The sequence below is a fragment of the Mycobacterium sp. MAA66 genome (assembly GCF_041261665.1).
Classification (GTDB): Bacteria; Actinomycetota; Actinomycetes; order Mycobacteriales; family Mycobacteriaceae; genus Mycobacterium.
Map to the genome: position 1 here is coordinate 315,834 of NZ_JBGCCC010000002.1, position 25,770 is coordinate 341,603.

23 protein-coding genes and 1 pseudogene are annotated in these 25,770 nt (G+C 66.4%); 10 read left to right on the plus strand and 14 right to left on the minus strand.

What is annotated here, in order from left to right:
- Positions 1-77: 77 nt before the first annotated feature.
- The 9 genes from eutC to eccCa all read right to left on the minus strand — a co-directional run bounded on the left by eutC (position 78) and on the right by eccCa (position 12,367).
- Positions 78-851 (minus strand): ethanolamine ammonia-lyase subunit EutC, encoded by a 774-nt coding sequence (gene eutC / locus ABIA30_RS08005; RefSeq protein ID WP_370063928.1) that lies wholly within the window; start codon positions 849-851, stop codon positions 78-80.
- Between the two features lie 2 nt (positions 852-853).
- On the minus strand, positions 854-2,263 hold the full coding sequence (locus tag ABIA30_RS08010) for an ethanolamine ammonia-lyase subunit EutB (RefSeq protein ID WP_370063930.1): 1,410 nt from the start codon (positions 2,261-2,263) through the stop codon (positions 854-856).
- Complete coding sequence (eat, locus tag ABIA30_RS08015) at positions 2,260-3,708, minus strand: ethanolamine permease (protein WP_370063932.1); 1,449 nt, start codon at positions 3,706-3,708, stop codon at positions 2,260-2,262. The genes ABIA30_RS08010 and eat overlap by 4 nt, the downstream gene beginning before the upstream one ends.
- Positions 3,709-3,852: 144 nt before the next feature.
- Entirely contained in the window at positions 3,853-5,376 is a 1,524-nt protein-coding gene (adh, locus tag ABIA30_RS08020) for an aldehyde dehydrogenase (RefSeq protein WP_370063934.1), read from the minus strand.
- 96 nt (positions 5,377-5,472) lie between these two features.
- Complete coding sequence (locus ABIA30_RS08025) at positions 5,473-6,771, minus strand: GAF domain-containing protein (RefSeq protein ID WP_370065446.1); 1,299 nt, start codon at positions 6,769-6,771, stop codon at positions 5,473-5,475.
- Between the two features lie 137 nt (positions 6,772-6,908).
- Complete coding sequence (locus ABIA30_RS08030) at positions 6,909-7,202, minus strand: WXG100 family type VII secretion target (RefSeq protein WP_370063936.1); 294 nt, start codon at positions 7,200-7,202, stop codon at positions 6,909-6,911.
- A 22-nt stretch (positions 7,203-7,224) separates the two neighbouring features.
- Entirely contained in the window at positions 7,225-7,536 is a 312-nt protein-coding gene (locus ABIA30_RS08035) for a WXG100 family type VII secretion target (protein ID WP_370063938.1), read from the minus strand.
- 74 nt (positions 7,537-7,610) lie between these two features.
- Positions 7,611-8,741, minus strand: a complete 1,131-nt coding sequence (locus ABIA30_RS08040; protein ID WP_370063940.1) for a type VII secretion-associated protein — start codon at positions 8,739-8,741, stop codon at positions 7,611-7,613.
- A complete protein-coding gene (eccCa, locus tag ABIA30_RS08045) occupies positions 8,738-12,367 on the minus strand; it encodes a type VII secretion protein EccCa (RefSeq protein ID WP_370063942.1) in 3,630 nt (1,209 codons plus the stop codon). The genes ABIA30_RS08040 and eccCa overlap by 4 nt, the downstream gene beginning before the upstream one ends.
- A 97-nt stretch (positions 12,368-12,464) precedes the next feature.
- Between eccCa and eccD the strand changes: the two are divergent.
- Both eccD and mycP read left to right on the plus strand, forming a co-directional pair.
- Positions 12,465-13,634, plus strand: a pseudogene (eccD, locus tag ABIA30_RS08050) (type VII secretion integral membrane protein EccD); the annotation flags it as partial.
- A gap of 62 nt (positions 13,635-13,696) precedes the next feature.
- Entirely contained in the window at positions 13,697-14,998 is a 1,302-nt protein-coding gene (gene mycP, locus ABIA30_RS08055) for a type VII secretion-associated serine protease mycosin (RefSeq protein ID WP_370063944.1), read from the plus strand.
- Here mycP and eccB read toward each other — a convergent pair.
- On the minus strand, positions 14,981-16,351 hold the full coding sequence (eccB, locus tag ABIA30_RS08060; RefSeq protein ID WP_370063946.1) for a type VII secretion protein EccB: 1,371 nt from the start codon (positions 16,349-16,351) through the stop codon (positions 14,981-14,983). The genes mycP and eccB overlap by 18 nt on opposite strands.
- Positions 16,352-16,456: 105 nt before the next feature.
- Positions 16,457-17,974 carry a glycerol kinase GlpK gene (gene glpK, locus ABIA30_RS08065; RefSeq protein WP_370063948.1) on the minus strand — a complete coding sequence of 506 codons (1,518 nt, stop codon included), beginning with the start codon at positions 17,972-17,974 and terminating at the stop codon, positions 16,457-16,459.
- Positions 17,975-18,607: 633 nt separating this feature from the next.
- On the opposite strand from glpK, the gene whiA reads away from it, so the two are divergent.
- Positions 18,608-19,522: a DNA-binding protein WhiA gene (whiA, locus tag ABIA30_RS08070; RefSeq protein WP_370063950.1), complete on the plus strand. Its 915-nt coding sequence runs from the start codon at positions 18,608-18,610 to the stop codon at positions 19,520-19,522.
- A 286-nt stretch (positions 19,523-19,808) separates the two neighbouring features.
- Here whiA and ABIA30_RS08075 read toward each other — a convergent pair whose 3' ends face one another.
- Positions 19,809-20,264 (minus strand): hypothetical protein, encoded by a 456-nt coding sequence (locus tag ABIA30_RS08075; RefSeq protein WP_370063952.1) that lies wholly within the window; start codon positions 20,262-20,264, stop codon positions 19,809-19,811.
- Entirely contained in the window at positions 20,264-20,839 is a 576-nt protein-coding gene (locus tag ABIA30_RS08080; RefSeq protein WP_370063953.1) for an RNA polymerase sigma factor, read from the minus strand. Before ABIA30_RS08080 ends, ABIA30_RS08075 begins: the two co-directional genes overlap by 1 nt.
- A 177-nt stretch (positions 20,840-21,016) precedes the next feature.
- Here ABIA30_RS08080 and ABIA30_RS08085 point away from each other — a divergent pair, with 177 nt between their 5' ends.
- From ABIA30_RS08085 to ABIA30_RS08115, 7 genes are all read left to right on the plus strand, one after another.
- Entirely contained in the window at positions 21,017-21,481 is a 465-nt protein-coding gene (locus ABIA30_RS08085; RefSeq protein WP_370063955.1) for an Asp23/Gls24 family envelope stress response protein, read from the plus strand.
- Entirely contained in the window at positions 21,471-21,800 is a 330-nt protein-coding gene (locus tag ABIA30_RS08090; RefSeq protein WP_370063957.1) for an Asp23/Gls24 family envelope stress response protein, read from the plus strand. Before ABIA30_RS08085 ends, ABIA30_RS08090 begins: the two co-directional genes overlap by 11 nt.
- A gap of 85 nt (positions 21,801-21,885) precedes the next feature.
- Positions 21,886-22,065 (plus strand): hypothetical protein, encoded by a 180-nt coding sequence (locus ABIA30_RS08095; protein ID WP_370063959.1) that lies wholly within the window; start codon positions 21,886-21,888, stop codon positions 22,063-22,065.
- Positions 22,058-22,468 (plus strand): Asp23/Gls24 family envelope stress response protein, encoded by a 411-nt coding sequence (locus tag ABIA30_RS08100; protein WP_370063961.1) that lies wholly within the window; start codon positions 22,058-22,060, stop codon positions 22,466-22,468. The genes ABIA30_RS08095 and ABIA30_RS08100 overlap by 8 nt, the downstream gene beginning before the upstream one ends.
- Positions 22,468-23,028, plus strand: coding sequence for a DUF6286 domain-containing protein (locus ABIA30_RS08105; protein WP_370063963.1), 561 nt, complete (start codon positions 22,468-22,470; stop codon positions 23,026-23,028). The genes ABIA30_RS08100 and ABIA30_RS08105 overlap by 1 nt, the downstream gene beginning before the upstream one ends.
- Positions 23,025-23,594 carry a hypothetical protein gene (locus tag ABIA30_RS08110; RefSeq protein ID WP_370063965.1) on the plus strand — a complete coding sequence of 190 codons (570 nt, stop codon included), beginning with the start codon at positions 23,025-23,027 and terminating at the stop codon, positions 23,592-23,594. Before ABIA30_RS08105 ends, ABIA30_RS08110 begins: the two co-directional genes overlap by 4 nt.
- A 180-nt stretch (positions 23,595-23,774) precedes the next feature.
- On the plus strand, positions 23,775-24,908 hold the full coding sequence (locus ABIA30_RS08115; RefSeq protein WP_370063967.1) for a GGDEF domain-containing protein: 1,134 nt from the start codon (positions 23,775-23,777) through the stop codon (positions 24,906-24,908).
- 296 nt (positions 24,909-25,204) lie between these two features.
- Here the strand turns inward: ABIA30_RS08115 and ABIA30_RS08120 are convergent, their stop codons facing one another.
- Positions 25,205-25,762 carry a CGNR zinc finger domain-containing protein gene (locus ABIA30_RS08120; RefSeq protein ID WP_370063969.1) on the minus strand — a complete coding sequence of 186 codons (558 nt, stop codon included), beginning with the start codon at positions 25,760-25,762 and terminating at the stop codon, positions 25,205-25,207.
- Positions 25,763-25,770: the final 8 nt, after the last annotated feature.

Sequence of the window (25,770 nt, forward strand, 5' to 3'; positions counted from 1 at the left end):
GCCGGCCCAACGCCGAGTGTTGGCCGGTCTGTCAACTTCGGCCGACTTTTGGCACACAACCCAACTTTCGAGGGGCGCTAAGTGAGCTCAGCAGCTGCCGCGGTCCCCAGCGAGGTGTCGCGCGAGGTGTCTTTGAGGTCGACACCGGACCGACCCAACGCCATGGCGCCGGACACCAGCCCCGCGGCCACGCGCGCAGCCTCCGAATACCCCAGCCCCTCGGGCGGGTGGATGTTGGAGATGCAGTTGCGATCGGCGTCGGTGCGGCCCGGCATCGGCAGGTGGGTCAGATAGATGCCGAGGCTGTCGGCGACCGACAGTCCGGGGCGCTCCCCGATGATCACCAACAGCGTGCGGACCCGGGCGGCCGCCCCGATGTGATCACCCAGCGCGACGCGGGCCTGGGTGGCGATCACCGGCGGTGCCAGGGTGTAGTCATCGCGCAGCGCGGCGACCATGTGGAGGAGCAGCGCCGGGCCGTGCTTGGCCAGGGCGTACGGCGAGAGCCCGTCGGCCAGCACGAAGCCGATGTCGGCGGGCGTCTCGGGAACCTCCAGCGGTTCGGCCGGCACTCGGCCCAGATCCGGCCGGCACAGGTATTCGGTGCGCGACTCCGCCCTACTGCGCACATGCACGGGCTCGCCGATGCCGATCTGGCGAACCCGCTCGGTCAGCGCTTCGACATCCAACGGCTCGTGCACCGCGTCGCGGGCCGCCGCATGGGCAGCCCCCAGCTCGAGGACCCGCCGGGTGGGCAACGCGTTACCGGCCCGCCCCAGCCCGATCCGGGCCTGTGTGGTCTTGCGTAGTTCATCCCAAAATTCTTGGACCGCAACATCTTCGGAAGTCATGTTCACCCCGCCTGGGTCAGCGCGCGAAGCGGCGAGTGCCGCAGATCGAATTGGGTGAGCCGGCCGGCGTCGTCCATCATGCCGCTGCCGTGCAGCCACGCCTCGAACTCCGGTGCCGGCCGCAACCCCAGCGTCCGTCGCGCCACCAGCACGTCGTGGAACGACAGACTCTGGTAGCCGAGCATCACGTCGTCGGCGCCGGGCACCGTGATCACGAACGCACATCCGGCCGCCGCGAGCAGCGTCAGCAGGTTGTCCATGTCGTTCTGGTCGGCCTCGGCGTGGTTGGTGTAGCAGACGTCGACACCCATCGGCAGGCCGAGCAGCTTGCCGCAGAAGTGGTCTTCCAGTCCCGCACGGATGATCTGTCTGCCGTCATAGAGGTACTCCGGGCCGATGAACCCGACGACGGTGTTCACCAGCAGCGGGTCCAGCGCACGGGCCACGCCGTAGGCGCGGGCCTCCAGCGTCTGCTGGTCGACGGGCCGGCCTCCGGTACCCAGGTGGGCGCCGGAGCTCAGGGCCGAGCCCTGCCCGGTCTCCAGGTACATGACGTTGTTGCCGACGGTGCCGCGTCCCAGCGAGCGTCCGGCCTCGTTGCCCTCCAGCAGCAGCGCCATGTCGACGCCGAAGGCCTTGTTGGCGCCCTCGGTTCCGGCCACCGACTGGAACACCAGATCAACCGGCGCGCCGGCTTCGATCAGCCCGATCGTGGTGGTGATGTGCGACAGCACGCAGGACTGCGCCGGGATGTCGTACCGGCTGCGGATGTTGTCCAGCAGGTGCAGCAGGTCGGCGGTGGCCTGCGGCGAGTCGGTGGCCGGGTTGATGCCGATGACGGCGTCCCCACAGCCCATCAACAGACCGTCCAGCACCGCCGCGGCGATGCCCCGCGGGTCGTCGGTCGGATGGTTGGGCTGCAACCGGGTCGCCAGCGTCCCCGGCAGGCCGACGGTGGTGCGGAAGGCCGCCTGCACCCGGGCGGCCGCGGTGACGGCGATCAGATCCTGGTTCCGCATGATCTTCGAGACCGCTGCGGCCATCTCCGGGGTGATGCCGGGTGCGACGGCGGCGATCCGCGCGGCGGCGTCATCGCGGTCGATGATGGCCAGCAGCCAGTCCCGGAAATCTCCCACCGTCAGGTGGGAGATTTCCGAAAATGCTTGCCGGTCATGGGAATCCATGATCAGCCGGGTGACCTCGTCGGTCTCGTACGGGACCACCGCTTCGGTGAGGAAAGTCTGAAGCGGCAGCTCGGAGAGGGCCCATGCGGCGGCGGCGCGTTCAGCGTCGCTGCCCGCTGCGCAGCCGGCCAGTTGATCTCCGGAGCGCAGCGGCGTGGCCTTGGCCATCAGGTCCACGAGACCGTCGAAGGTGTAGTTCACACCCGAAACCCGCTGCTGGTATTTCATTTCAGCTCACTCTCCGCTTCGGCAAGCATGGCGAACTCTTCATCGGGCGAATTGGAAACCAGCTTATGCCGGCTGTATAAGGCGAAGTACAACATGAAAGCGGCGAACACCGCGAGGCATAGGCCGGCCGCGACCGGGTCGACCAGGAAGGTCGCGATGACCGCCACCACCGCGATGATCAGGGCGAAGCCGGTGGTGACGACGCCGCCAGGGGTGCGGTACGGCCGGTTCATGCCGGGTTCGCGGACCCGCAGCACGATGTGGCTGATCATCATCAGCACGTAGCTCAGCGCGGCGCCGAAGACGGCCATGTTGAGGATCAGGTCGCCGTGGCCGGTCAGCGACAGCAGGAAGCCGACGATGCCCGGGACGATCAGCGCGAGAGTCGGAGCCTTGCGCTTGTTGGTCACCGACAACCTGGTGGGCAGGTAGCCGGCCCGCGACAGGGCGAACGTCTGGCGGGAGTAGGCGTAGATGATCGAGAAGAAGCTGGCGATCAAACCGAACAGGCCGATGTAGTTGACTGCCTTGGCAGCCAGGCCCTGTCCGCCGAGGGCCTGCACCAGCGGATCATCGACGTGCGACATCGCGTCCGCGCCGGTGGCGCCGGTGGCCAGGAACAGCACCGTCACGCAGGTGACGATCAGGACGGTCATCGCGGCGATGATGCCGCGCGGCACATTCTTTTCCGGGTTGGCCGTCTCCTCGGCCGCCAGCGGGACGCCCTCGACGGCGAGGAAGAACCAGATGGCGAACGGAATGGCCGCCCAGATGCCCAGGTACCCGTGCGGCAGGAAGGACGACGCGCCGGCCGCCGCAGCATCGGGAGCGATGTTGGTCAGGTTGGCGATGTCGAAACTCCCGAAAGCGTTGATCGCGAAGATGATCAGACCCAGCAACGCGATCGCGGTGATGACGAACATCAACCGCAGCGCCTCACCCACGCCGGCGAGGTGGATGCCGATGAAGATGACGAACGCTGCCAGGTAGACCCACCAGCCCTTGTGAATGCCGAACAGCCCCAACGATTCGACGTAGCCGCCGATGAAAGTGGCGATGGCGGCCGGAGCGATCGAGTACTCGATGAGGATCGCGGTCCCGGTGGCGAAACCGCCCCAGGGGCCCAGTGCGCGACGGGCGAAGGTGTAGCCGCCGCCGGCCGCGGGCAACGCCGAGGACAGCTCGGCGAGCCCCAGCACCATGCAGAAATACATCGCGGCGATGATGACCACGGCGATCAGCAGGCCGCCGAATCCGCCCTGCGCGAGACCGAAATTCCAGCCGGAGAAGTCGCCGGAGATGACATAGCTGACGCCGAGGCCTGCCAGTAGCAGCCAGCCTGCGGTGCCTTTCTTGAGTTGGCGCTTCTGGAGGTATTCGTCGGTTTCGACGTGTTCCTCGACTCCGCGGGCGGAATGCTCGCTGGGTGAATTGGTAACTGACACTGCAAACTCCTTCGGGATGGCATGCGGCCACGATGAATCTGGCCCCCAGGCAGAAGCCTGGTGCCGACGTGAATTGATTTGTCGCCGAACGCTTTAGCGTCGACCAACGCCCGCCCGTCGTCAGAGGGGCGGGCGCGCGTCAGATCAGAAGAACCCCTGGGCCTTCGTGGAGTACGACACCAGCAGGTTCTTGGTCTGCTGGTAGTGGTCCAGCATCATCTTGTGGTTCTCGCGGCCGATACCGGACTGCTTGTAGCCGCCGAACGCCGCGTGCGCGGGATACATGTGGTAGCAGTTGGTCCACACCCGGCCGGCCTTGATGTCCCGGCCGGCGCGGTAGGCGACGTTGCCGTTGCGCGACCACACCCCGGCACCCAGGCCGTAAAGGGTGTTGTTGGCGATCGAGATGGCGTCCTCGTAGTCCTTGAAGGACGTCACCGAGACGACCGGCCCGAAGATCTCCTCCTGGAAGATCCGCATGCCGTTGTTACCCGAGAAGATGGTTGGGCTGACGTAGTAGCCACCATTGAGGTCGCCACCGAGCTGTGCCCGCTCGCCGCCGGTAACCAATTGAGCCCCTTCGGATTTGCCGATCTCGATGTAGGACAGGATCTTCTCCAGCTGATCGTTGGAGGCCTGCGCACCGATCATCGTCTCGGTGTCCAGCGGGTCGCCCTGCCGCACCGCCTTGGTGCGGACCGCGGCCAGCGCCAGGAACTCGTCGAAGATGTCGGCCTGGATCAGCGACCGAGACGGGCAGGTGCAGACCTCGCCTTGGTTCAGCGCGAACATGGTGAAGCCTTCCAGGGCCTTGTCCTGGTAGTCGTCGGCGGCGGCCATGACATCGGAGAAGAAGATGTTCGGGCTCTTGCCGCCCAGTTCCAAGGTGACCGGAATCAGGTTCTGGCTGGCGTACTGCATGATCAACCGGCCGGTGGTGGTCTCGCCCGTGAACGCGATCTTGGCGATCCGGTTGCTCGAGGCCAGCGGCTTGCCGGCCTCGACGCCAAACCCGTTGACCACGTTGACCACACCCGGCGGCAGCAGGTCACCGATGACCGAGAACAGGAACATGATCGACGCCGGGGTCTGCTCGGCGGGCTTGAGCACGATCGCGTTGCCCGCGGCCAACGCGGGCGCCAGCTTCCACACCGCCATCAGGATCGGGAAGTTCCACGGGATGATCTGCCCGACCACACCGAGCGGCTCGTGGAAGTGGTAGGCGACGGTGTCGTCGTCGATCTCAGAGATCGAGCCTTCCTGGGCGCGCAACACACCAGCGAAGTACCGGAAGTGATCGACGGCCAACGGAATGTCGGCGTTGAGGGTCTCGCGGACCGGCTTGCCGTTGTCCCAAGACTCGGCGACCGCGATGGCCTCCAGGTTCTGCTCCATGCGGTCGGCGATCAGGTTCAGCACCCGGGCGCGCGCGGCCGCCGACGTCTTGCCCCAGGCAGGCGCGGCAGCGTGCGCGGCGTCCAGCGCCTTCTCGACGTCGGACTCGTCCGACCTGGCGATCTCACAGAACACCTGGCCGGTCACCGGGGTCCGGTTCTCGAAGTACCGGCCAGCCGAGGGCGCGACCCACTCGCCACCGATGAAATTCTCATAGCGAGCCGGGTAGGTCATTACCGAACCCTCGGCACCGGGACGCGCGTAAACAGTCATGGACCACTCCTAGCCGTGTGCGACGAAAATGTGTTGCTCATCACTCAGGATAGGCGCGCGGCGTTGCATCACAGTTGCATCGTTCGTTGCAACCCGTCAGGCCAGCTCGGCGTCCAGCCCGGCCAGATGCCCGACGGCCTGCGCGCGGGTCGCGGCGTCGGCCGCCGGGTGGTTGCGCAACAGCTGCCAGCCGTGCCGGTCGTCGCGACCGTCGGGTAGCGCAAGCCACCGGCGCAGCGCACGGAGGTCGCCCGATGCCGCGGCCGACAGCACCGCACTGCGCAGGCTCTCCCCCAGTTCGGTGCGCAGCCGCGCGATCGCCGGCGACACCGACTGCGGTAGCAGGGCGCCGCGGTATTGCGACAGCGCAGCGTCCACATCACCGTGCTGCAGGGCGGTGAAGACCTCGGCGAGGTCGGTGTCCACGGGAGCCAGCAGTCGGTACGGCCGGGACGCCACATACTGCGCGCCGATCACCCGTCGTAGCCGGGACATCTCGACCCTGATGGTCACCGCGTCAAGATCGTTGTCGTCCAACAACATTGCCAGATGATCGGCGCTGAGGCCCTCGGGATGACGCGTCAGCAGCACCAGGATGTCCGCGTGCCGGCCGGTCAACGTGTGGTGGCGCGGGCGGCCGTCGTCGTCGGTGACCACCCAGCGCGGGCGGTCGGCGCCCAACACCGTCAGCCGGGCGTCGGCGGCCGCTGCGGTGTCGGGTCGGGTCAGTCGCTGCAGCGCCAGGTGGTTCTCGACGGCAACCACAGTCGCGCGTACCAGAGCCAGGGTCTGCGGCGTCGCCAACTGACTGTCGCCGGTCAGGTCGATGGTGCCGATGAGTTCGCCGGTCTGCGGGTCGTGTACCGGCACAGCAGTACAGGTCCACGCGTGGACCAGCCGCGAGAAATGCTCGGAGCCATGAATTTGCACCCCGCGGTCCAACGCCAGCGCAGTGCCCGGGGCGTTGGTGCCGGCGCCCCGCTCGCTCCAGTCGGCGCCCGGCACAAAATCCATCGCCTCAACCCGGCCGCAGGCCTGTGGATCGCCTTCCACCCACAGCAAGGTGCCGTCCGCGGCGGTGATCCCGACCACCACGCCAGAGTCGCGGGCATCGTCGACCAGCAGACTGCGAATGACCGGCAGCGCCGGGGCCAACGGTTGAGCCGCCCTGATCTGTTCGATGGTCATCGACATCCGGGAGTTCTGGGCGCCGCCGCGATCCGGGTCCACACCGGTGGCCAGACTTCGTTGCCAGCTCTGCGCGATCAGCGGCCGCAACGGTGCCGAGTCAAGCTGACCGACATCGATCTCGCCGGCGACGAAACGCTGGTGCACGATGTACAGCTCAGAGGCTGACGACTGCCCCCCGCTGCGGCTGGCTCCCACGACTATCACGCTCCTCGCGGGTCCGGTGTGGTAGCCCGCGTGCGCGCCACAGTAGTCGAATCGGCTGTATTCCGGCAGCTGGTTCGGCCACTGCGTGCCCTGCCCAGGCTCTCCTCCAAGGCAGGGCACGCAGAGTCATGGAGGGGCTAGAAACCCCAAGCCGAGGCGGCCCTGCGGTCAGTGGCGGCGACGTCATCGGAGCCGTCGCGAACCGCGTTTCCGAGGCTGTGCAGCATGTCGTTGAGCGCCGCGGCCGACTGGTCCCACCGGGTCTGTTCCATCCGGAATGCGTCAGCGGCCTCACGGGTCCAGGTGGCCTGCAGCGGCGCGATCGACCGGCGCAGATCCTCCAGCGCGGCGTTGAGCCGCGCCGAGGTGGAGTGAATCTGTTGGCGGACCGTGTATTCGATCTCGCCGAAGTCGTAGGTCAGTGATGTCATGGATTCTCCGATCTCGCCGGTTTCACAGGGCCTGAGCGACGGCGGCGATCCGCTGGCCGTGTAGTTCTCCGGCCTCGCGCAAGGTGTCTGCGTTGCGTCGCACCGTCTCGGCGATCCGGCCGAGCGCGGCATGCAGTTTCACCGATTCGCTGTTCCAGCGATCGACGACGTCCTGGAACCGCATCGCGGCCGCCCCGCCCCACACGCCGGGCGGGATAGCGGTCATCTGCCCGATGAAGCCGGCCAGCATCGCGCGAATCTCTTCATTGCGTGCGTCGACCTTGCCGGCCACTGCGGCCATCAGGTCGAGATCGGTTGTCAGTGCCCCACTCATGATGTTCCTTTCATCGCGTTTGATGATTGGACGCACCGGAGCGCCGTTCGGTTCCCTTGTCGGCCAACATTTTTTCAGCCCACCCGGTGCGCGGACCGAATCGCCTGATCGCAGCGATCGGCGATTTCGGACCCCTGGCAGCCGATCGCGATCCGGATCGCGTCATCGAGGACCACCGTCCACCGCACCGCACGGTCGGCGCGCACCTCGCGGTAGGTCACCGCTGCCCTGCCCGCGACCGTCGCGGAATCGTCGAAGTCCACAATGACGCCATCGGGCAGCGCCGCTGCTGCGGTGCGCAGGACCTGGGCACTCTCGGCCAGGGTCGGTCTGGACGGCACCGGGGTCTGGGTGAAGTGGATGATGCGCCCGGGATCGTCTGGTGAAACAACTTGCACCCGAGCCGATCCCGCTCCAGAGGCCGCCCGATTCACCGCCCACCGGGCCGGCACCCGCACCGCCACGTGACCCTCGACCACCCAGGTCAGCTCGGCATCGGCGGCGGGCGGCGGCGCGCGCACCTCCATGTCCTGTCCACTGAACACCGCAACACCTGCCACCGCCAGCGTGACCGCCACCGCACCGACGCGTACCAGTGGCCACCGCCCGGGCGTCGGCACGTCTGCAGCACGACACAGGTCGGCACAACTGAGCGTGACAACCTCTATTCCGTTGCGGTCCAACAGCTTGGCGAGTTCAGCCGACACCTGCCCAGCACCGACGATGCCCTCCGGAGCATCGATGATGACTGTCGGAGCGCCCGGAAGATGCTGTGTCACCATCAGTTCCAGCGCAGCACTCGATCGTCGAGCAGCCGCGGCCGGGCTCCCTGGGCGGGAGAGCACCACCAGATCCTCGCCGATTTCGATGACCGGGGAGTCAGTCCCTCCTGCGATCTCCCGCAACGCATCACGCCGGTCCCTGACCACCACCTCAGGGGCCATCACTCGACCGGCATCCCGTACCCGGCCGATCCGATTGGCCGGCCAATACGACGGACACACGACCGACAGCCGATCCACCGGCGCACCGACTGCGGCGGTCATCACATCGGACCAAACCGTCTGGGATCTGACCACTTTCGTGCCGACCAGGCCGACATCATCGTCGATACAGCAGAGTGCCGACATCGCCAGGTCGGCGTCGACGGCGCCCGGCCCACACACCGTGGCTGGACCGACCACGATCACCGCGCCACCGCTCACGGCGGTTCACTCCAGCCGATCTGCACCACCTGTTCGGGCTGCGCCCGCCGAACGATGACGGCCCGGCCCGGCGGCATCGGGGTACTGCGCAAACCTCCCATCAAGACGCCCTCTTCGGGACTGGCGCTCATCAGCAAACCGGTGGCACCCAGATCGCGCATGCGAGCCAGTATCGGGTCGAACATGGCGCGGGCGGCACCACCGGAACGGCGGGCGATCACTACATGCAGTCCGATGTCGCGGGCATGCGGCAGCAGGTCCAGTAGCGCGAGCAACGGGTTAGCCGCGCTGTCGGCCACCAGGTCGTAGTCGTCGACCATCACATACAACTCGGGTCCGGACCACCACGAACGATCCCGCAGCTGCTGTTGGGTGATGCCGGCACCGGGCAGGCGCGCGGTCAATTCATCAAGTACCGCAGCCAGTTCGGCTTCCACGGTCACCGTCGACATCGCATACCCGGCCAGATGGGACCGCTCGACGACCCCCAACAGCGTGCGCCGGAAATCGACGATCAGCAGCTGCGCCGCCATGGCGGCAGACATGATCGACCGGCACAAGGCGCGCAGCGTCGCGGTCTTGCCGCATGCGGTGTCCCCGAGGATCATCAGCAGCGGCTCGTCCGGCAGGTCCAACACGGTGGGCTGCAGGTCGTCGGCGGCCAGGCCGATCACGAAATCCCTTGGATCCAAGCCCTTCAACGCCTCGACGCTCACCCGGGTCGGCAGCAGGGCGATCCGCGGCGCCTGGTCATCGGCGGCACCGACGACCGCATCGATCCGGGGCAGCGCGACGACGAACTCTTTCCCCTCGCGGGTGATGCCGCGACCCGGCGGTCGGTCGGCGAGCAACAGGGCTCGACGGCGGTCCATCTCGGACTCTGCCGGATCTCCCAGCCGGAGCTCGATCCTCGAACTCAACTGGTCCTTCAGCGCGGGCCGCAGATCAGCCCACCGCGGCGCCGTCAATACCACATGCACGCCGACGGAAAGCCCCTGGGCCGCAATGCTTGTCACGGCGTCCTCCAGGTCGCCGAAATCGCGGCGCAGGGCCGCCCATCCGTCGATCGCCAGGATCACCTCGCCGAAGCCGTCGCGGTATCCGCCCTCACCCGATCGTGCGCCCTGGCGACGACTGATCAATGAGCTCAGTTGAGCGATGATGCGCCGCAACAAATCCGGCTCGTCACGCCCTGCCACCGTACCTACCTGAGGTAGCGCGCTCAGCGCGGCGAGCGCACCCTCGCCCAGGTCGATGCCGTAGATGCTGATCCGCCGGCCGCTGTGGGTTGCGGCCAGCGCCAGCAGCACCGTCTGCAGTGCGGTGGACTTACCTGATCGTGGCCCACCGACGATCGCCAGATTTCCGCCGGCACCGCGCAGGTCGACCGGCAGAACGTCGTACCGCTGATCGATCGGGTTGTCCACCAGTCCTATCGGCACGCACATCGACGGTCCGTTGTCCCCACCGCGGTTGATCAGCAAGTCGGCCAGCACCGGTGACTGGGACAGCGGCGGCAACCAGACCCGATGGGCGCTCGCGCCGAGCCCGGCGAGTCGATCGACAACCGACTGCAACACAGTCTGACCGCCGGCCGCCGGCAGGTCGCAGAGTTGCTCCGTCCCGGTGAAGAGTCCAGGTCGGAGCTGCCTGTCGGTGGGCATCGGTCCCGAGACGAACGCCGCGCGAAACCGGATGAGCTCGCCGTCAGCGGTTCGCAGATATCCCGACCCGGGGATACTGGGGAGCTGGTGGGCGTCTGGAACGCCGATCACGGTCCGGGATTCGGTCGCCGAAAACGTTTTCAGACAGATTCGGTAGGACAGGTGGGTTTCCAGTCCACGCAGCCGGCCTTCCTCCAGCCTCTGACTGGCCAGCAACAGATGGATGCCCAACGACCGTCCGAGCCGTCCGATGGCGACGAATATATCCGCGAAATCCGGCTGTTGGCTCAGCAATTCAGAGAACTCGTCGACCACGATGAACAATGCCGGCATCGGATCCAATGCGGTGCATTCAGCACGCACCCGGCGATATTCGCCGATATTGGCGACGTTGCCGGCGGCCCTGAGCAACTCTTGCCTGCGGATCAATTCACCGGCCAGTGCCTCGCGCATCCGCTCTACCAGGTGAGCCTCTCGCGCGAGGTTGGTGATCACCGCCGAGACGTGCTGGACCTGGTCGAAGCCGAGAAAGGTCGCACCGCCTTTGAAATCGATCAGAATGAGGTTGAGGTCGTCCGGTGAGTGCGTGCTGATCAGACCCAGGACCAAGGTCCGGAGGAATTCCGACTTACCCGAACCCGTTGCGCCGATGCACAACCCGTGCGGTCCCATGCCGCGCTGCGCCGATTCTTTGAGATCGAGGTGAACCGGCGCGCCCGTGTCACCGACCCCCACCGGCACCCTCAACAAACTCCCGATCCCGCGTTCCGACCAGGTGCGTTCGGGCCGCCACGCGGCCGGATCATCGATGCCGACCAGACCGGCCCAGTCAGACGGTACCGACGAATTTCCTTCTACCAGTTCAAATCTGCTCATCTTCCGGGCGCAACTCAACACCTGGGCAGCCGAGAGCGAGTCGGGCGCGACCACGCGCGGAAAGCCCGTGATTCCACAGCCGTCCAGCTGATCACCGACGACGGTGAAGCCCGGTCCGGCAACCGCCGATCCCGATTCGGCCAGTTCGACCACCGTGACGTCGTCGCGGTCTTGCAGCTCGCCGGCCATCAAGCCGTCGGCGATCACCACGACATGACATCCCGGCAATGCATCGCAGACCTCTGCTGCCCGCTCAGCGCGGGAAAAGCGCAGGGCCGACGCGCCGAGGCAACCGGTCCGGTAGTGATGCGGCAGCCATTTGAGCCAATCCCAGCTCGCGCTCGCGGTGACCGCGAGCACCCGCACATGATCCGGCCCGTGCCATACCGTCAACTGACAGATCATGGCCCGAACCAGGCCCGCCGCGCCCTCTCCGCATACCGTGATCCGTCGATGCCGATTCAGCACCAGGGTGACCGGCACACCACCGATGACCGCAGCGCTCTGCAGAAGCTCGTCCAGAGCCCCGAAGGTCACCGGGTCACGATGCTCTTCGGTGGCCGCTGAATCTGCCACCAGACGATCGAATGGCGGCGCTGTGCCAATACCGACGCGCACCTCGGTGAAATCCGGATCGACCGGCCGACGTTGCCACATCTGTTGGGTGCCAACACTGTGCCACAACGCTTTCGGTGCCGGATGAGTCCGGTGCAACCAGTCGTGCTGGTCCCGGGCACAACGGTCGGCACATTCGCCGAGTGCGGCGAGGTACCGCAGATATTCGCGGCGGTCGGCATCGATCTCGGAGGTGCGTCGAACACCACGTGAGCCATACACCGCGCTGCCAAGCACCGAGATCGCCATCATCGCGGGGAACAACAAGAACATCGGGTTGCGCGATACACCGTTTGCAGACTTGAAGTAGAGCAGCGTCATACCGGCCATCGCCGCCACCATCACCAACGGGACCAGCCGACCCGCCAGCGGTGTCGGGGCAGCCCCGGGTAGTGCCGGCGGTTGGCGCACCTCGATATCACCGGTGACCGGAAAGGCCGCGGGATCGCGAGGCGTTCGGGTGAACTTCATCGTCTATCAGACGTTCGTCACCGGCGTTCGGTTCCATCCAATTTTGGCGTCGAGAACGGTTCGCGAACGCACCTAAGGTGAGTTCGGGGGTGATGCCATGTCGGGGTTGATATGTCGGCTGTCGGTACAAACCGATGCCGCCCGCAGCTTCGACCTGGTGCTGCCCGCCACCGCGCCGGTGGCCGAGTTGCTGCCGACCATCGTCACGTTGACAGGCGCCCCGCCCGAACTGGGTGGGTGGTATCTGTCCCGGCTCAACGGCGGTCGAGTGGATGAGTCGATTTCGCTGTGCCAGAACATGATCGAAGACGGTGAGCTTCTCGTCCTGACGCCAGCGCCGGTGCCGCCGATGTCAACGCGACCCCGAGACGCCGTAGAACTCACCGCAGCCGCCGCCGTGTCACCCGCATCGTCATCGGCGATACCGCAGATGGTATTCCTCTGGGCGGTCGTGCTCACGGCAGTATTCGCCGGCAGGCACGGCGGCGCCCTCTTCGGATCGCTCGCCGCCGCCGCCGGCTGCGTCGCCGCCGCGGTATCGGCCGGCCGGTCCGACCATCCGATCGGTGCGGTGTTGGGTTGTGCCGCAATTATTTTCGGATCAGCGGCGGGGTTTCTAGCGGTACCGTCCGGACCGTCCGCACCGAACGCGCTGCTGGCGGCGGTCGCTGCGATATCGGCGTCGGTGGTCCTGTTGCGCAGCTGCCCCGAAGCGCTGCCGGTCGCGGCCGGTACGGTCGGCTGCTGCGTGCCGATTGCTCTGACCGCGGCGCTCGCAACCGCCCGTCATCTACCCACGGGCGCACTCGGTGCCACCGTGTCGACGCTGGCGCTCACCGTCTTGTCCGCGGCGCCGCGGCTGGCACTGTCGGCCGCGGGATCCACACCTGGTCTGCCGCCGCCGCAGCGGGCGGTGCAGGCACATCGCGTGCTGACCGGACTGGTGCTCGGGTCCGCGGCGGCGGCGGCCATCGGCGCCGGCTACGTCGCGGTCGACCATCGACGAGCGGCCCTGGTGTTCGGTTGGTTGTTGACCACTGCGACGCTGCTGCGCGTGTTGACCTTCGTTGATGCCGAACGCCGGTGGGCGGTGGCGGTCAGTGGATTATGTTGTGCAACTGCGGCGTTCGCCGCAACCGCGGTTCAGCACCCAGCGTGGGTGCCGTGGTTGTCATTGACGGTGTTGGCCACCGGTGTCGTGGCTCTGCGTTGCGCCGCACCTCGCGCCGCCGCACTGCGCGTACTGGCGCACGCGGAAGTGGTCACACTGGCACTGCTGGTGCCGTCGGCCCTCTGGGTCGTCGACATATACGCCATGGCCCGCGGCGGATGACCCGTCCGCAGCGCCTGGCTGCGGTGCTGATGCTGCTCTACCTGACGGCCCCGGCCCCGCAAGCGGTGGCCGTGGCACCACCGCCGGTCGAGCGGTCGTACCTGCCGCCCGCAACGGCGCCGACCCCGCCGGGACCAACCGAGCAGAGCGGTCGGTGCGCTGCCGCGCCCGCAGCCAAATCGACCGCAGGTGAACATCTTCCGTCGTGGAATCTGTCCACGGTGTGGCCGTTGTCCCGCGGGGCCGGGCAGACGGTCGCGGTGATCGACACCGGCGTCGCGCGCCATCGGCTGCTGCCACATCTACTCCCGGCGGGCGACTACGTGTCCTCTGGTGACGGCACGCAGGACTGCGACGGTCACGGTACCGCGGTGGCCGGGATCATCGGGTCCGCTCCCCTCGGCAGCTTCGGTGGTATCGCGCCGGAGAGCACCATCATGGCTATCCGGCAGTCCAGCAACAGGTTCCGACTGACCGCTGACCGCTCAACGTCGGGCCTCGGCGACGTCGACACGCTGGCCCGGGCCGTCCGGACCGCCGCAGATGCCGGCGCCACCGTTATCAACATCTCGTCGGTCGCATGCCAACCGGTCACCGAACCGCTCGATGATCGCGCCCTGGGCGCCGCGTTGGCCTACGCGGTGGACGTACGCAATGTCGTGGTGGTCGCCGCCGCCGGCAACCTCGGCGGCGGGTGCGACAAGCAGAACGCGGTGACCTCCACCGCCCCCGATTGGGAGAAAGTCGAATCCGTGGTCAGCCCGGCCTGGTACGACGACTACGTGCTGACGGTTGGTTCGGTCCGGGCCGACGGTGCGGCATCCCAATTCAGCCTGGCCGGGCCATGGGTCGATGTCGCGGCCCCCGGGGAAGACGTGGTGTCGCTGGCCACCGCCGGCGATGAGCTCACCGATACCCGGCCCGACGACGCGCAGCGGCGGCCCCTGTCCGGTACCAGCTATGCGGCCCCGGTGGCCAGTGGCGTGGTGGCACTGGTCCGTTCACGATCGCCACACCTGACCGCGCACCAGGTGATGGCCCGAATCAAGGACACCGCCCGCCATCCTGCCGGCGGTTGGAATCCGCGGGTCGGCCATGGTGTGGTCGACGCGTTGGCCGCGGTCAGCGCCGACGGTCCGGGCCTGGCCGCTGCCGCCGCCGCACCGCAGCCAGCTCATCCCGGCGCGTCGCGACAGGCCGTCGATCCGCTGCCGCGCAGAATCGCGGTCGTCGGCACCGTCTTCTGCGTGGTGGTGGCGCTGGCACTGCGGGCTCTGCGGCTACGGACGCACGACTAAGGCGTCGCGCTGCAGTGCCGCGGCCTCGGTGCTGAGCTCCGGCCCTTGCGGCAGTTGGGCCAGCATCGGCCATGGCGCACGGACCGGCGGGCCGGACAGGCCGAGATACCCCGCCGTCTGTTCATCCGGGATTCCGTACAGCACACCGGAATCGGCCAATACATACAGTGACCCGCCGCCCGCGTCTCCGGTCACCCCGGCGGCGCGCAGGTAGACGCTGCGTCCGCCCGGTACGACCACCGAATCGACGCGCGGGCCACCGCCGTCGGCCTGGGCTAGGACGACCTCGCCCCCGAAGGTCGGCTTTCCTGTCAGCGCAACGGTATTGGCGCCCGACGTGTCGGATCGCCACTGGGCGCATACGCCCGGCGCGCCGTGACCGACCGGCGGCCGGGCCTGCATCGGGAAGCTCGATACCGCCAGGACATTCACTGCGTCGACCCCCGCGATGGCGGCCGGTTCGACCGTCGGGACGTCACCGCCGCCGATGCCGTGGGTGAATCGGATGATGTCAGCGGCAACCTCGCCGATTCGTTGCAGACCGTCGGCCAACACCACGTAGTACTCGACGGACCCGGTGCGTGGCAGTCGCACCACCTGACCGACCCGGTAACCGAGTGGCCCTGGCGTACCCAGGCCGACCATCGGCGGCGCGCCGATGGTCGGCGACTCGGGCAAGAGATCAAGCACCGAACGCGAAACCGGCTGGGCGGTAACACCATCGAGCCGAAGTGCCCGTGCCACCGCGAGATCCCGCAGGTCGACCTCGGCGCGCTTACCGTCGTACAGCAGATAGGTGACGGCGGTGCTCTCCCCCGCCGGGGTCGCGAGCACGGGCGTCGACGCGTCGAGTCCATCAAGGTGTTGTGCCGCTGCACCGGTGACCATGACCGTCTTGCCGGCGTCGCAGGCCAACCAGGACGAGACCTCGGCCGGCACCCCGAGATGTGCCGGCGCGCCTGGAATACCTACAGCCGGACCCCGGTCGGCACGACCGATCGCGGCGGCACTGACGACCGTCGGGTTCGCCGGGGCCCGGGCGATGAGTCTGGCCGAAGTCAGGTTGAACACCGGGTGCAATCGATGGTCCACCCGTGCATAGAGAGCCCCGGTATCCCGCACCATGACGATCGGCGCATCACCGGCCGAGTCCGGTGGGATCACGACCGCGATGACGGCGCAGACCGCGACGGCCATCACCCCGGCCAACCAACCGACCACAAGCGAAATCGATTGGTTCCGTGCGGGTTCGTCGACCATCGCGGTGTCGCGGCGCACCAGTGCGTGGATCAGCCGTCGCGTCTGAAAGCGTCGGGCGCTGGCCTCAAGTTGCGCATCGAGCCGCCGAACCATGTGCATCCCCCGGCAAGCAGCCTAACCGCGCGTGGGTGGGCGCCCCGACGGCAATTCGCCGACGTCAACCGGATGCCTTCTCGCTGAGCGCGATCTCGGCGCGGATCAGTCGACGTCGACCCAGTCCAGGGTGCGTTGCACGGCCTTGCGCCACCCCGCGTAGCCGGCGGCCCGCTTGTCCTCATCCCACGACGGCGTCCACCGCTTGTCTTCTTGCCAATTGACCTGCAGTTCATCGGGATTCGACCAGAATCCGACGCCAAGGCCCGCCGCGTACGCGGCACCGAGCGCCGTCGTTTCGGCGACGACGGGCTTCACCACCTCGACGCCGAGGACATCGGCCTGGATCTGCATGCACAATTCGTTGGCCGTGATACCACCGTCGACCTTGAGCACCTCCAGGTGCACACCCGAGTCGGCCTCCATGGCTTCCATGACGTCACGGCTCTGATAGCAGATCGCCTCGAGTGTCGCGCGGGCCAGATGCGCGTTGGTGTTGAACCGGGACATGCCGACGATCGCACCGCGTGCATCCGAACGCCAGTAGGGCGCAAACAAACCCGAGAATGCCGGCACGAAGTACATGCCACCGTTGTCCTCGACCTGGCGGGCCAGCGTCTCGCTGTCCGAAGCACCACCGATGATGCCCAGCTGGTCCCGCAGCCACTGCACCGCGGAGCCGGTGACCGCGATCGAACCTTCGAGGGCGTAAACGGGTTTCGCGTCGCCGAAGCGGTAGCACACGGTGGTCAACAAGCCATGCTGAGAGCGCACGATCTTCTCGCCGGTGTTGAGCAGTAGGAAATTTCCAGTGCCGTAGGTGTTCTTGGCCTGCCCGGCCGACAGGCACACCTGCCCTACCATCGCAGCCTGCTGATCGCCGAGAATTCCGGTCACCGGCACGGCCGCGCCCAGCGGACCGTCCGCTGCGGTCAGCCCATAGGGTTCGGCAACCGACGACGAGGCGATCCGGGGCAACATCTGCCGCGGAATCCCGAAGAACGACAACAACTCGTCGTCCCAGTCCAGCGTCTCCAGGTTCATCAACATGGTGCGGCTGGCATTGGTGACGTCGGTGACGTGGACGCCGCCGCGGGCGCCGCCGGTCAGATTCCACAGCACCCAGGTGTCGCAGGTGCCGAAGATCGCATCGCCTCGCTCGGCGGCCTCCCGGACACCGTCGACGTTCTCCAGGATCCACTGGATCTTGCCGCCGGAGAAGTATGTCGCGGGCGGCAGTCCCGCCTTGCTGCGAATGACGTCACCTCGCCCGTCGCGATCCAGGGCGGCGGCTATCCGGTCGGTGCGGGTGTCCTGCCAGACCACGGCGTGGTAGTACGGACGACCGGTGTTGCGGTCCCACACCATCGTCGTCTCACGCTGGTTGGTGATGCCCAGTGCGACCAAGTCCGCCGCCGACAGGTGGGTCTTGTTCAGCGCGGTCTGCAGGACCGAGCCGGTGCGCTCCCAGATCTCCACCGGGTTGTGCTCGACCCAGCCGGCGCGCGGCAGGATCTGCTCGTGCTCTAGTTGGTGTCGGCCGACCTCGCGCCCCGAGTGATCGAAGATCATGGCCCGGGTGCTGGTGGTGCCCTGGTCGATTGCCGCTACGAATTCGGCCAATTGCTTTGTCCTCCCCGGTCGGAATCATCCACGAGCTACGCGACACCCTATGCCCCGGTGCACCGATACCGTGCCGGAAATCGCCGCCGTCGCAATGCCTGGCCTGCCACGACCCATCTCGCTACCGTCGACGATGTCTGTTGATTCTCGAACTGCGTTTCCAATTCTCATTTCGAATGTCCAACGATGTGCGGTTGGACCCGACCTTGATTTTTCGGCACCAACCTCGAAGTGGCGGACGAAGTACGCGGCCAAAGACTTGCGGTAGCACGGCGGACCACCTCGATGGCGAGCAGAAACTGTGTCTTCAGCGCGGAACATCGAGGCTGGCAATAAGTTTCACGGCACTTCGGTGATCAGCTCACCTGTCTGGTTTCCTTCGAGCAGCTCACGGATAGCAGCGCGTCCGGGTACGCAACCCGCAGCAGGCATCGGTTCGCGAATCTCCGCGCGTTGGGTGTGGCCAGGGTCACCGTTCGGTTTCCTGTCGGTCCTGCGACTACACCTTCGGGGGTTTCTTGATGCAGTGATGGCCTGGGAAGTTCGGGCCGGGTAGATCCACTGCGACGACGGTAAGTGATGGTTGCAGGGCGCGTAGCCGCCTATGGCGAGGGGGATGTTGGCAATATGGGGATGACTGCTGACGCGAAGCTTGAACTGAGTCAGGTGGCCGCGCGTTGCGCGTCTGTTCGTAAGGCGGAAGTTACTGCGTTCCTTCGTTTTGCCGGTGCGCTGCGCGTCGTGGCCGGCCGCGCGGTGATTCAAGCCGAGATCGACCATGCGGTCATCGCGCAGCGAGTGGCCCGCGATTTGCACGATCTTTTCGGGCATGAAGCGTTGATCCGACATCGCACCTCCGGCAGCGCCTGCCGACAGGACGCGTTTGTACTGGTGGCTGCCCGGGACGCCGAGGACTTGGCACGGCAAACAGGTCTGATCGATCATCGCGGTCGGCCGGCGTTCGGCTTGCCGGCTCACCTCGTGCGGGGCAGTGCAGAGGATGCGGCCGGAGCGTGGCGCGGAGCCTTCCTGGCCGGTGGGTCGCTTCATGAACTCGGCCGGATGAAGGGTTTTTCGGTGAGGTCACCTGCCTCCGAAGCCGGTCTGGCTCTGGTCGGCATGGCCCGCAGGCTGGGTGTTGCTGCCAAGGCACGTGACTCAAAGGATGTCGAGCGGGTGGTGGTACGGGACGAGTCGGACGTCGAGACACTGCTCGCAAGGATGGGCGCACCGGCGGCGGGCAGGTCCTGGGTTCTTCGGCGCCAGCGGGTGGCGGCGGCGCCGAAGGTATTACAGGCCAACTTCGAGTCTGCGAACGCCCGACGTTCCGCTGAGGCCGCGGCGGATGCGGTTACCCGTGTCAGCGCGGCATTGACGATCCTGGGGGATTCGGCACCTGAACCACTCGCCGAGGCGGGCAGACTGCGACTGCAGTACCCGCTGGCCTCGCTCGAAGAATTAGGCAGAAAGGCCGAACCGCCGTTGTCGAAAGACGCGGTGGCGGGCCGCATTCGCAGGTTGTTGTCGCAGGCTGAACGGACTGCCTGATTCGATCCGATCGGAAGTGAGAAGTCTGGCGACTTCGCGTGATGGAGTAGCCGGGAAACGAACACCAGGGCGTCATCGCCGCAATGGCGCCTGACGCAGCTTGGCGGCCCATATGTACTGTCCCGCAATCTCATTCGAAGACTCCGCTGGACTGGCGCCACCAGCCGGGTAGGGCGGATCGTCGGAAAGGCGCAAGCGGATGGCGACCGCGGTGTGCGTCGCCCGACGCACCGGGACACCGGGACACCGGTCGACGAATACCCTTGGGCCAGAACTAGACCCGCGACTATCCCAGCGGATCGCCGTCGACGACATCGGTGACGGTCACATCGATCGGGCCGGCCGGAGTACTGCCATCGTCGTCGAGGTCCTCGAAGATGAGACGGATCACGTCGAACACCGTTTGACGGATGTCATCGCCCAGGTCGCGTAGTTGGGTGCCGTAACTTCCGGTGACATCGATGTCGACGGCGCACAGCTCCGTGCCTTCCAACGTGAAAGCGATTCGGGTCGGCTGGCAGACGAACTTGCGCCGTAACTCTCGAGCGAGCAGGCTGCGCAGCGCGTGATCGCTGATGTATACCACTCCGCCCTTGGCGTCCCGAGAGGCTCGGACCGGCCAACCGACGCGGGCTGCGGCGTGTACAGCTGCACGTACTTTGGCGCTGATAGCGTCCCAGCCGGGTTCTGGCACAGACCTCAGGTATGAGGCAGCGCGGTGCAGGACAGGATCAGGCTCCATCACTGCCACCTCCTCAACAGAACTCGCAAACTCTTGGTAGCGCGAATGTGGTGTCCACGCACTGCATCAGCACTGAGGTGGAGCACTTCGCCGATCTCGGGAAACGTCATCGATTCGATCTCCCGCATCATCCACACCGCGCGTTGGCGCACCGGCAACTCTTCCAGCGCCAGTTCCAGGGCCGCCAGAAATGCAGCATTGGACGCCGCGGTGAACGGATCAGCGGACGTGTCGGGTCCGGCCAATGGTTCCAACACCCAGTCTTCGACCGGTCGCGCACGTTTGAGCCGGTGCGTATCAGCGATTTTGCGGTAACAGATCGCGAACAACCAGGTCCGCAGTGACGAGCTGCCGCGGAAGGCGCCGATCTGCTGCCAGGCTGCAACGAAGGTGTCCTGCACGACATCTGGGGCGTCCGCCTCTGCGGCGAGCATTCGCCGTGCGTACCGGTAGAGCACCGGTCCGTAACGGGTCACAATGGCGTCGAACGCTTCTCGATCACCGACTGCCGCCGAGACGCGCAGCGCCTCATCATCAGCGTGGCATAGGTCGCCACCAGTAGGCGCTATCACCACACTCCGCTCCCAGCTACGCACCGCTGCTTCGAAAATATAGGCCTGATGTCAAGAACAAGCGCGGTATGGCTCCTTTTGGATGCCAGTTGCAGTGTGTCCTGTATCACCCCTGCGGGCACGTTCGGTTCGCGGGCGCTTTAGCGACTACCCCATGTATCCGTCGGAAGGAGAGTGGTGATGACCAGCGCACAGGCCGAGGTGGAGACGTCCGGCAAAGCAGTGAGCCCATATCAGGGATCGCCGTTGGTGAGCGCGCAGGGCAAGACGACCATCGCGGACGTGGTGGTCTCGAAGATCGCAGGGATCGCCGCCCGCGAGGTCAGCGGCGTGTACGACCTGGGCGGTGGCACGTCGCGGATGGTCGGCGCTTTACGTGAGCGGATTCCGGGCGCCAGCGTCAACCAGAGCCAGGGCGTATCGGTGGAGATCGGCGAGAAGCAGGCCGCCGTCGATATCGACATTGTCGCCGAATACGGGGTGGCGATTGCCGATCTGGCCGCCGGCATCCGCCGAAACGTCATCGCCGCGATCGAGCGGATGACGGGCCTGGAGGTCGCCGAGGTGAACATCACAGTGCACGACGTGCATCTGGATGGCGACGGCAGCGATGACACCGAGGCAGCACCAGCCCGTGTCCAGTGAGAGGCCCACGGAGACAAACTTCCCCGAGGATGACGCAGATCGGATTGCCGCTGTTGTCACCGCAGTCGATGGAGTGGCCGCGCTGCACGCGGGCATGTTCGGCGAGGTGGCCACGTACCTGCCCGGGCGCCGGGTGTCCGGTGTGCGGATCAGCACGGACCGCGTGGATGTCCACGTAAGCCTGACGCTGAACGCGCCGGTGCGTGAGACCGCCACCGCCATTCAGCGTGCGGTTGCCGCACTGACAGATCTGCCTGTCGACATCACTGTTGAAGATCTCGTTCCCGTGACACCGGCGTCCAGACGAGAACTGCAATAGTGCACCGCGGTGTGGCGGCGCGACGAGGGGCGCGCCGCCACACCCTCTACTTCGAAAGTCTTTTGCTGACTGAAAGGTTCATGCCATGACCTCGTCGACACTGGGTTTGGTTGCCGGTCTGTTGCTCGGTGTGGCTGCGGCGGCCGGCGGACTGTGGGGTTTCGTCATCACGCTGCTGCTCGGCGTGGCAGGTTATCTGATCGGCGCCCACCGCGACGGCGAACTCGACCTGTCAGCCGTGCTGCGGGGCCGCGGCCGTGACTGAGGCAGACGCAGAGGCAGAGGGCGTGGAACCGCCGTTACCGCAGGCGGTTTCCGATGACGAAGCCGCAACCCGGGGGACCCTGACCGTGCGTGAGAAGGTCGCGCAACGGCTGGCGGTGCGCGCCGCGCTCGATACGCCCGACGTGCAGCCGTTCTCCGCCGGCCTGACCAAGATCGCGGGCCGGTCGCTGCCCCAAGCGCAGCTCACCGTCACCGGCAATCGAGTGACCGCCCACCTCAAGGTCACCGTGGCGTGGCCCGCGCCGGCGGTGGACGTCGCGCGCGCGGTGCAGCGCAACGTCGCGCAGACCTTGTCGAGCATGGCCGGACTGCATGTCGACCGCGTCGACGTCACCGTCGAGCAACTCAGCACTGCCACCAGAGACGTGAAAAGGACTCGATGATGACTGCCGACGCCATTGCGCTTCCCATACCAGGGCGGGTGCCGGTCGCCCCCGCCACCGCTCGGCGCATCGCAGTGGTGCTGGCGCTGATCCTGCTGATCGGCGGAGTCGTGGTTCTGCGTGAAGCCGGTGTCGTGCTGGGCTGGGTCGCGGGGACACCGTGGATCGGGTCCGCCGCCACCGCCCTGAACGGTCTGCACCGTCAGTGGTGGATGGTCCCGATGGGCGCCGGCGCGCTGGTCATCGGCGCCTGGCTGGTATTCATGGCCTTGCGGCCCAGGCGCAAGACGGTCGTCGCCGTCGACGCGGCGGGATCGGTATGGATGCGCCCGAGCGACGTAGCCCGTCTGGCTTCCTACGCTGCATCCACTGTGCCCGGCGTCGAGGTGCTGCAGTCGCAGGCGACCCGCCGCAAGGTAGTGCTCTACGTCGGACTCGCGGGTGTCGAGTCCGATGTCGCAGCCAAGGGCGCGATCACCGCTGCGGTCGGTAGCGCCACCGAAATCCTTTTACCGCCACCGCAAATCGCGGTGCGAATCGGCACGAGCGGGCCAGCGTGAGCCTGCACCCGACTGATCTGCTGAATCGCGCTGCGACACTGTCCACCGGTATCGCGGTGACCGCAATCGGAGTTGCAGCGGTGCTGTGGCCGACTCATCTGATGCGCGCCGCACCCGAACGCATCAGCGCAGGACCGGTCGTGCGTGCCACCACCTCAACATGGTGGCCATGGGGACTGGCCGCAGCGGGAGCACTACTGGTGCTGATCGGACTGTCCTGGCTGATCTTGCACGTGCCGGTCCGCAAGGCCCCGGTGCTGCGCGTTCCCGGCACCACTTGCCCGGGTTTTATCACCGTGAACCTGGACGGTGTCGCCTCGGCAGCTGCTGCCGCCTTGGCGCAAGAGCCGAATGTCCAGTCCGCCAAGGGAAAAGCGGTCATCGACCGCGGTACGTCGACAGTCGAACTGACCGTTACCGTGGCACATCCGGCCGGCCTCGCCGGGGTGATCTCGGCCATCGACACCACGTGCACCCATATTGCCCAGGCAACCGGGGGGGCAGAAAATCCAACTGTGGCGGCACGCACGGTGTTGCAGATCGCCAAGGGCAACGGCAGCCGGTGAGTAGGCGGACCACACCCACTGGACACAGAATGTCGGTGACAACTTCGACGTCTGATCGGCCGGCTCAGTGGACGAACGGCTATCGCAACCACGTCGAGCTGGCCCTGGGGCAGATTCGACACGCATGTCCTCCGGACTGGGATCGCCGTTGTTGACTCGGCGCGCGGTGCGAGGTGGCCAGTGCTGACCAAACTGCGGAGTCTGCCAGTCGCCACCGAGATGGCCCGGGACTGGTGGTCGACACCGACGGACCGTGACGCCCAAGTCGCGTATTTCGCCCAGCGCGGGCTGCTTGGTGGAGTCCAGCTCGTCATCGGCGCCTGTACTGCCGTAATCGCAGTCGTCCCGCTCGTCGTCTACTTCTCACCGGCCGGCCCTGGCACCGCCGCGTCGCGCGTCATCTCGCTGGGACTCACCGTGTCGGCGATCCCGTGGGTGCTGCTGTGGTGGTTCGGGCACTGGCCGTCGCGGTGGACGTCGGTAGCCTTCGTTGCCTACGCCGACGTCGCGATCACGATCGGCTCATTACAGCACTGCAATCACCTTGTCGGCCTGCTTGACCTGATGTTGCTGGGTTTGATTTCGCTTTACCTAGAGTTCTTCGAAGGGCCGAAAGTCCTTGTGTTGCACATGGGTTGGATGCTGATTTCGGTCAGCTTCTCAGTTGCGTTGATCGCCACCGGTCCACACGGTGACCCGCTGCTCGCCGCGGCCAAGTTCATCGTGGCGATCGTCTCACTGGTGGCCACACCCGCGTTCGTTCACTGCGGCATCTCGCTGATGCACAACGACGCGGCTGACTCGTTGAACGATCAACTCACCGGTTTGCTCAACCGTCGGGGACTGAATCTGCTGGTAGCCAATCTACTTCAGGACCCACGCCATCGGGTCGACGCGCACGTGATGGTGACGGTCATCGACCTGGACCGGTTCAAACACATCAACGACACCCACGGACACGCCGAAGGCGACGCAGTCTTGGTTCGCAGCGCCCGCCGGATCAAGTCCGCCCTACGTGCAGACGCACTCGTTGCACGGATGGGTGGCGAGGAGTTCGGCATCATTGACGTCGTCGCGGCTGACCATGTCCCGTCAATCGCGGAGCGCGTGCGAGCGAGCATCGCGGCCCGTTCCGAACAAACTCCGGTAACGGCAAGCATCGGCATCGCCACGGTCGCGCTAGCGGATGTTCTGCAACACGACGCTGACTCGGCGGCCGTGATCAGCGCCGCGATCGAGCGTGCCGATCACGCCATGTTCGAAGCAAAACATCGCGGTGGCAACGCGGTCGTCACCTGTCCGATCCGGCGATGATTACGGGCGGTCAGTGTGCGGCCTAGCGGGCGTCACGCTGACCCACCTGACTTTTGGTCTGAAGGGTTCCACCACCGCTGACAATGTCAGTTGCGGCTGGTGGCTCGATCGGGCTCGACACCGTAGAACTGCTATGCCCCTTCAGATATCGCCATGTACGGCTTTGCATCGACCTTGGCTAACGGCGGTCGCTCAACACGTCTTGCCGCCAAAGTGAGATGTCCGCACCAGGGCGGGGAATGCGGGGCCATAGCAGCCTTCGCGAAGCCGGATCCGCGACGGGCACCTGCCCTGAGTCAATCGTGCTCGTGAGCGCGGCGCTCGCGATAGGCCGCGACGTGCTGCCTGTTGCCGCAGTTTCCGGTGTCACAGAATATGCGAGATCTGTTGCGCGACAAATCGATCAACACCGCGTCGCAATCCGGTGCCGTACACGTCTTGAGCCGGCGCAACTCACCGGCCCGGATGAGGTCCGCCAACGCCATCGCCATCTCGGCACCCATCCGCTGGGCCAGCGGATCCCGGTCAGAGGCCAGGTGCAGATGCCACTCAGGCATCTCCGGGTGGCGGGTCAGCCAGGGCGCGGCCCGGGTGTCGCTGAGTAGCCCGTTGACCTGACCGACCACGGTCTCCTCGTCGCCGGCGGCGACCCACAACGCGCTCAGACGCTCGCGGAGGCGATGCACCGATGCCAATTCCGCGGCGTCGCGGTCGCGCCGCCCGGTCCACCCGAACGCATTCAGGTATTCGTCCAGCGCAGCCAGGTCGGCGAGCGGCCGGCCGTGAACCCGGTCGCTGTTGATCAACACGCAGGCCGCGCGCAGCGTGAGCTCCGTGTCATGACTGAAATTCATTTGACTCG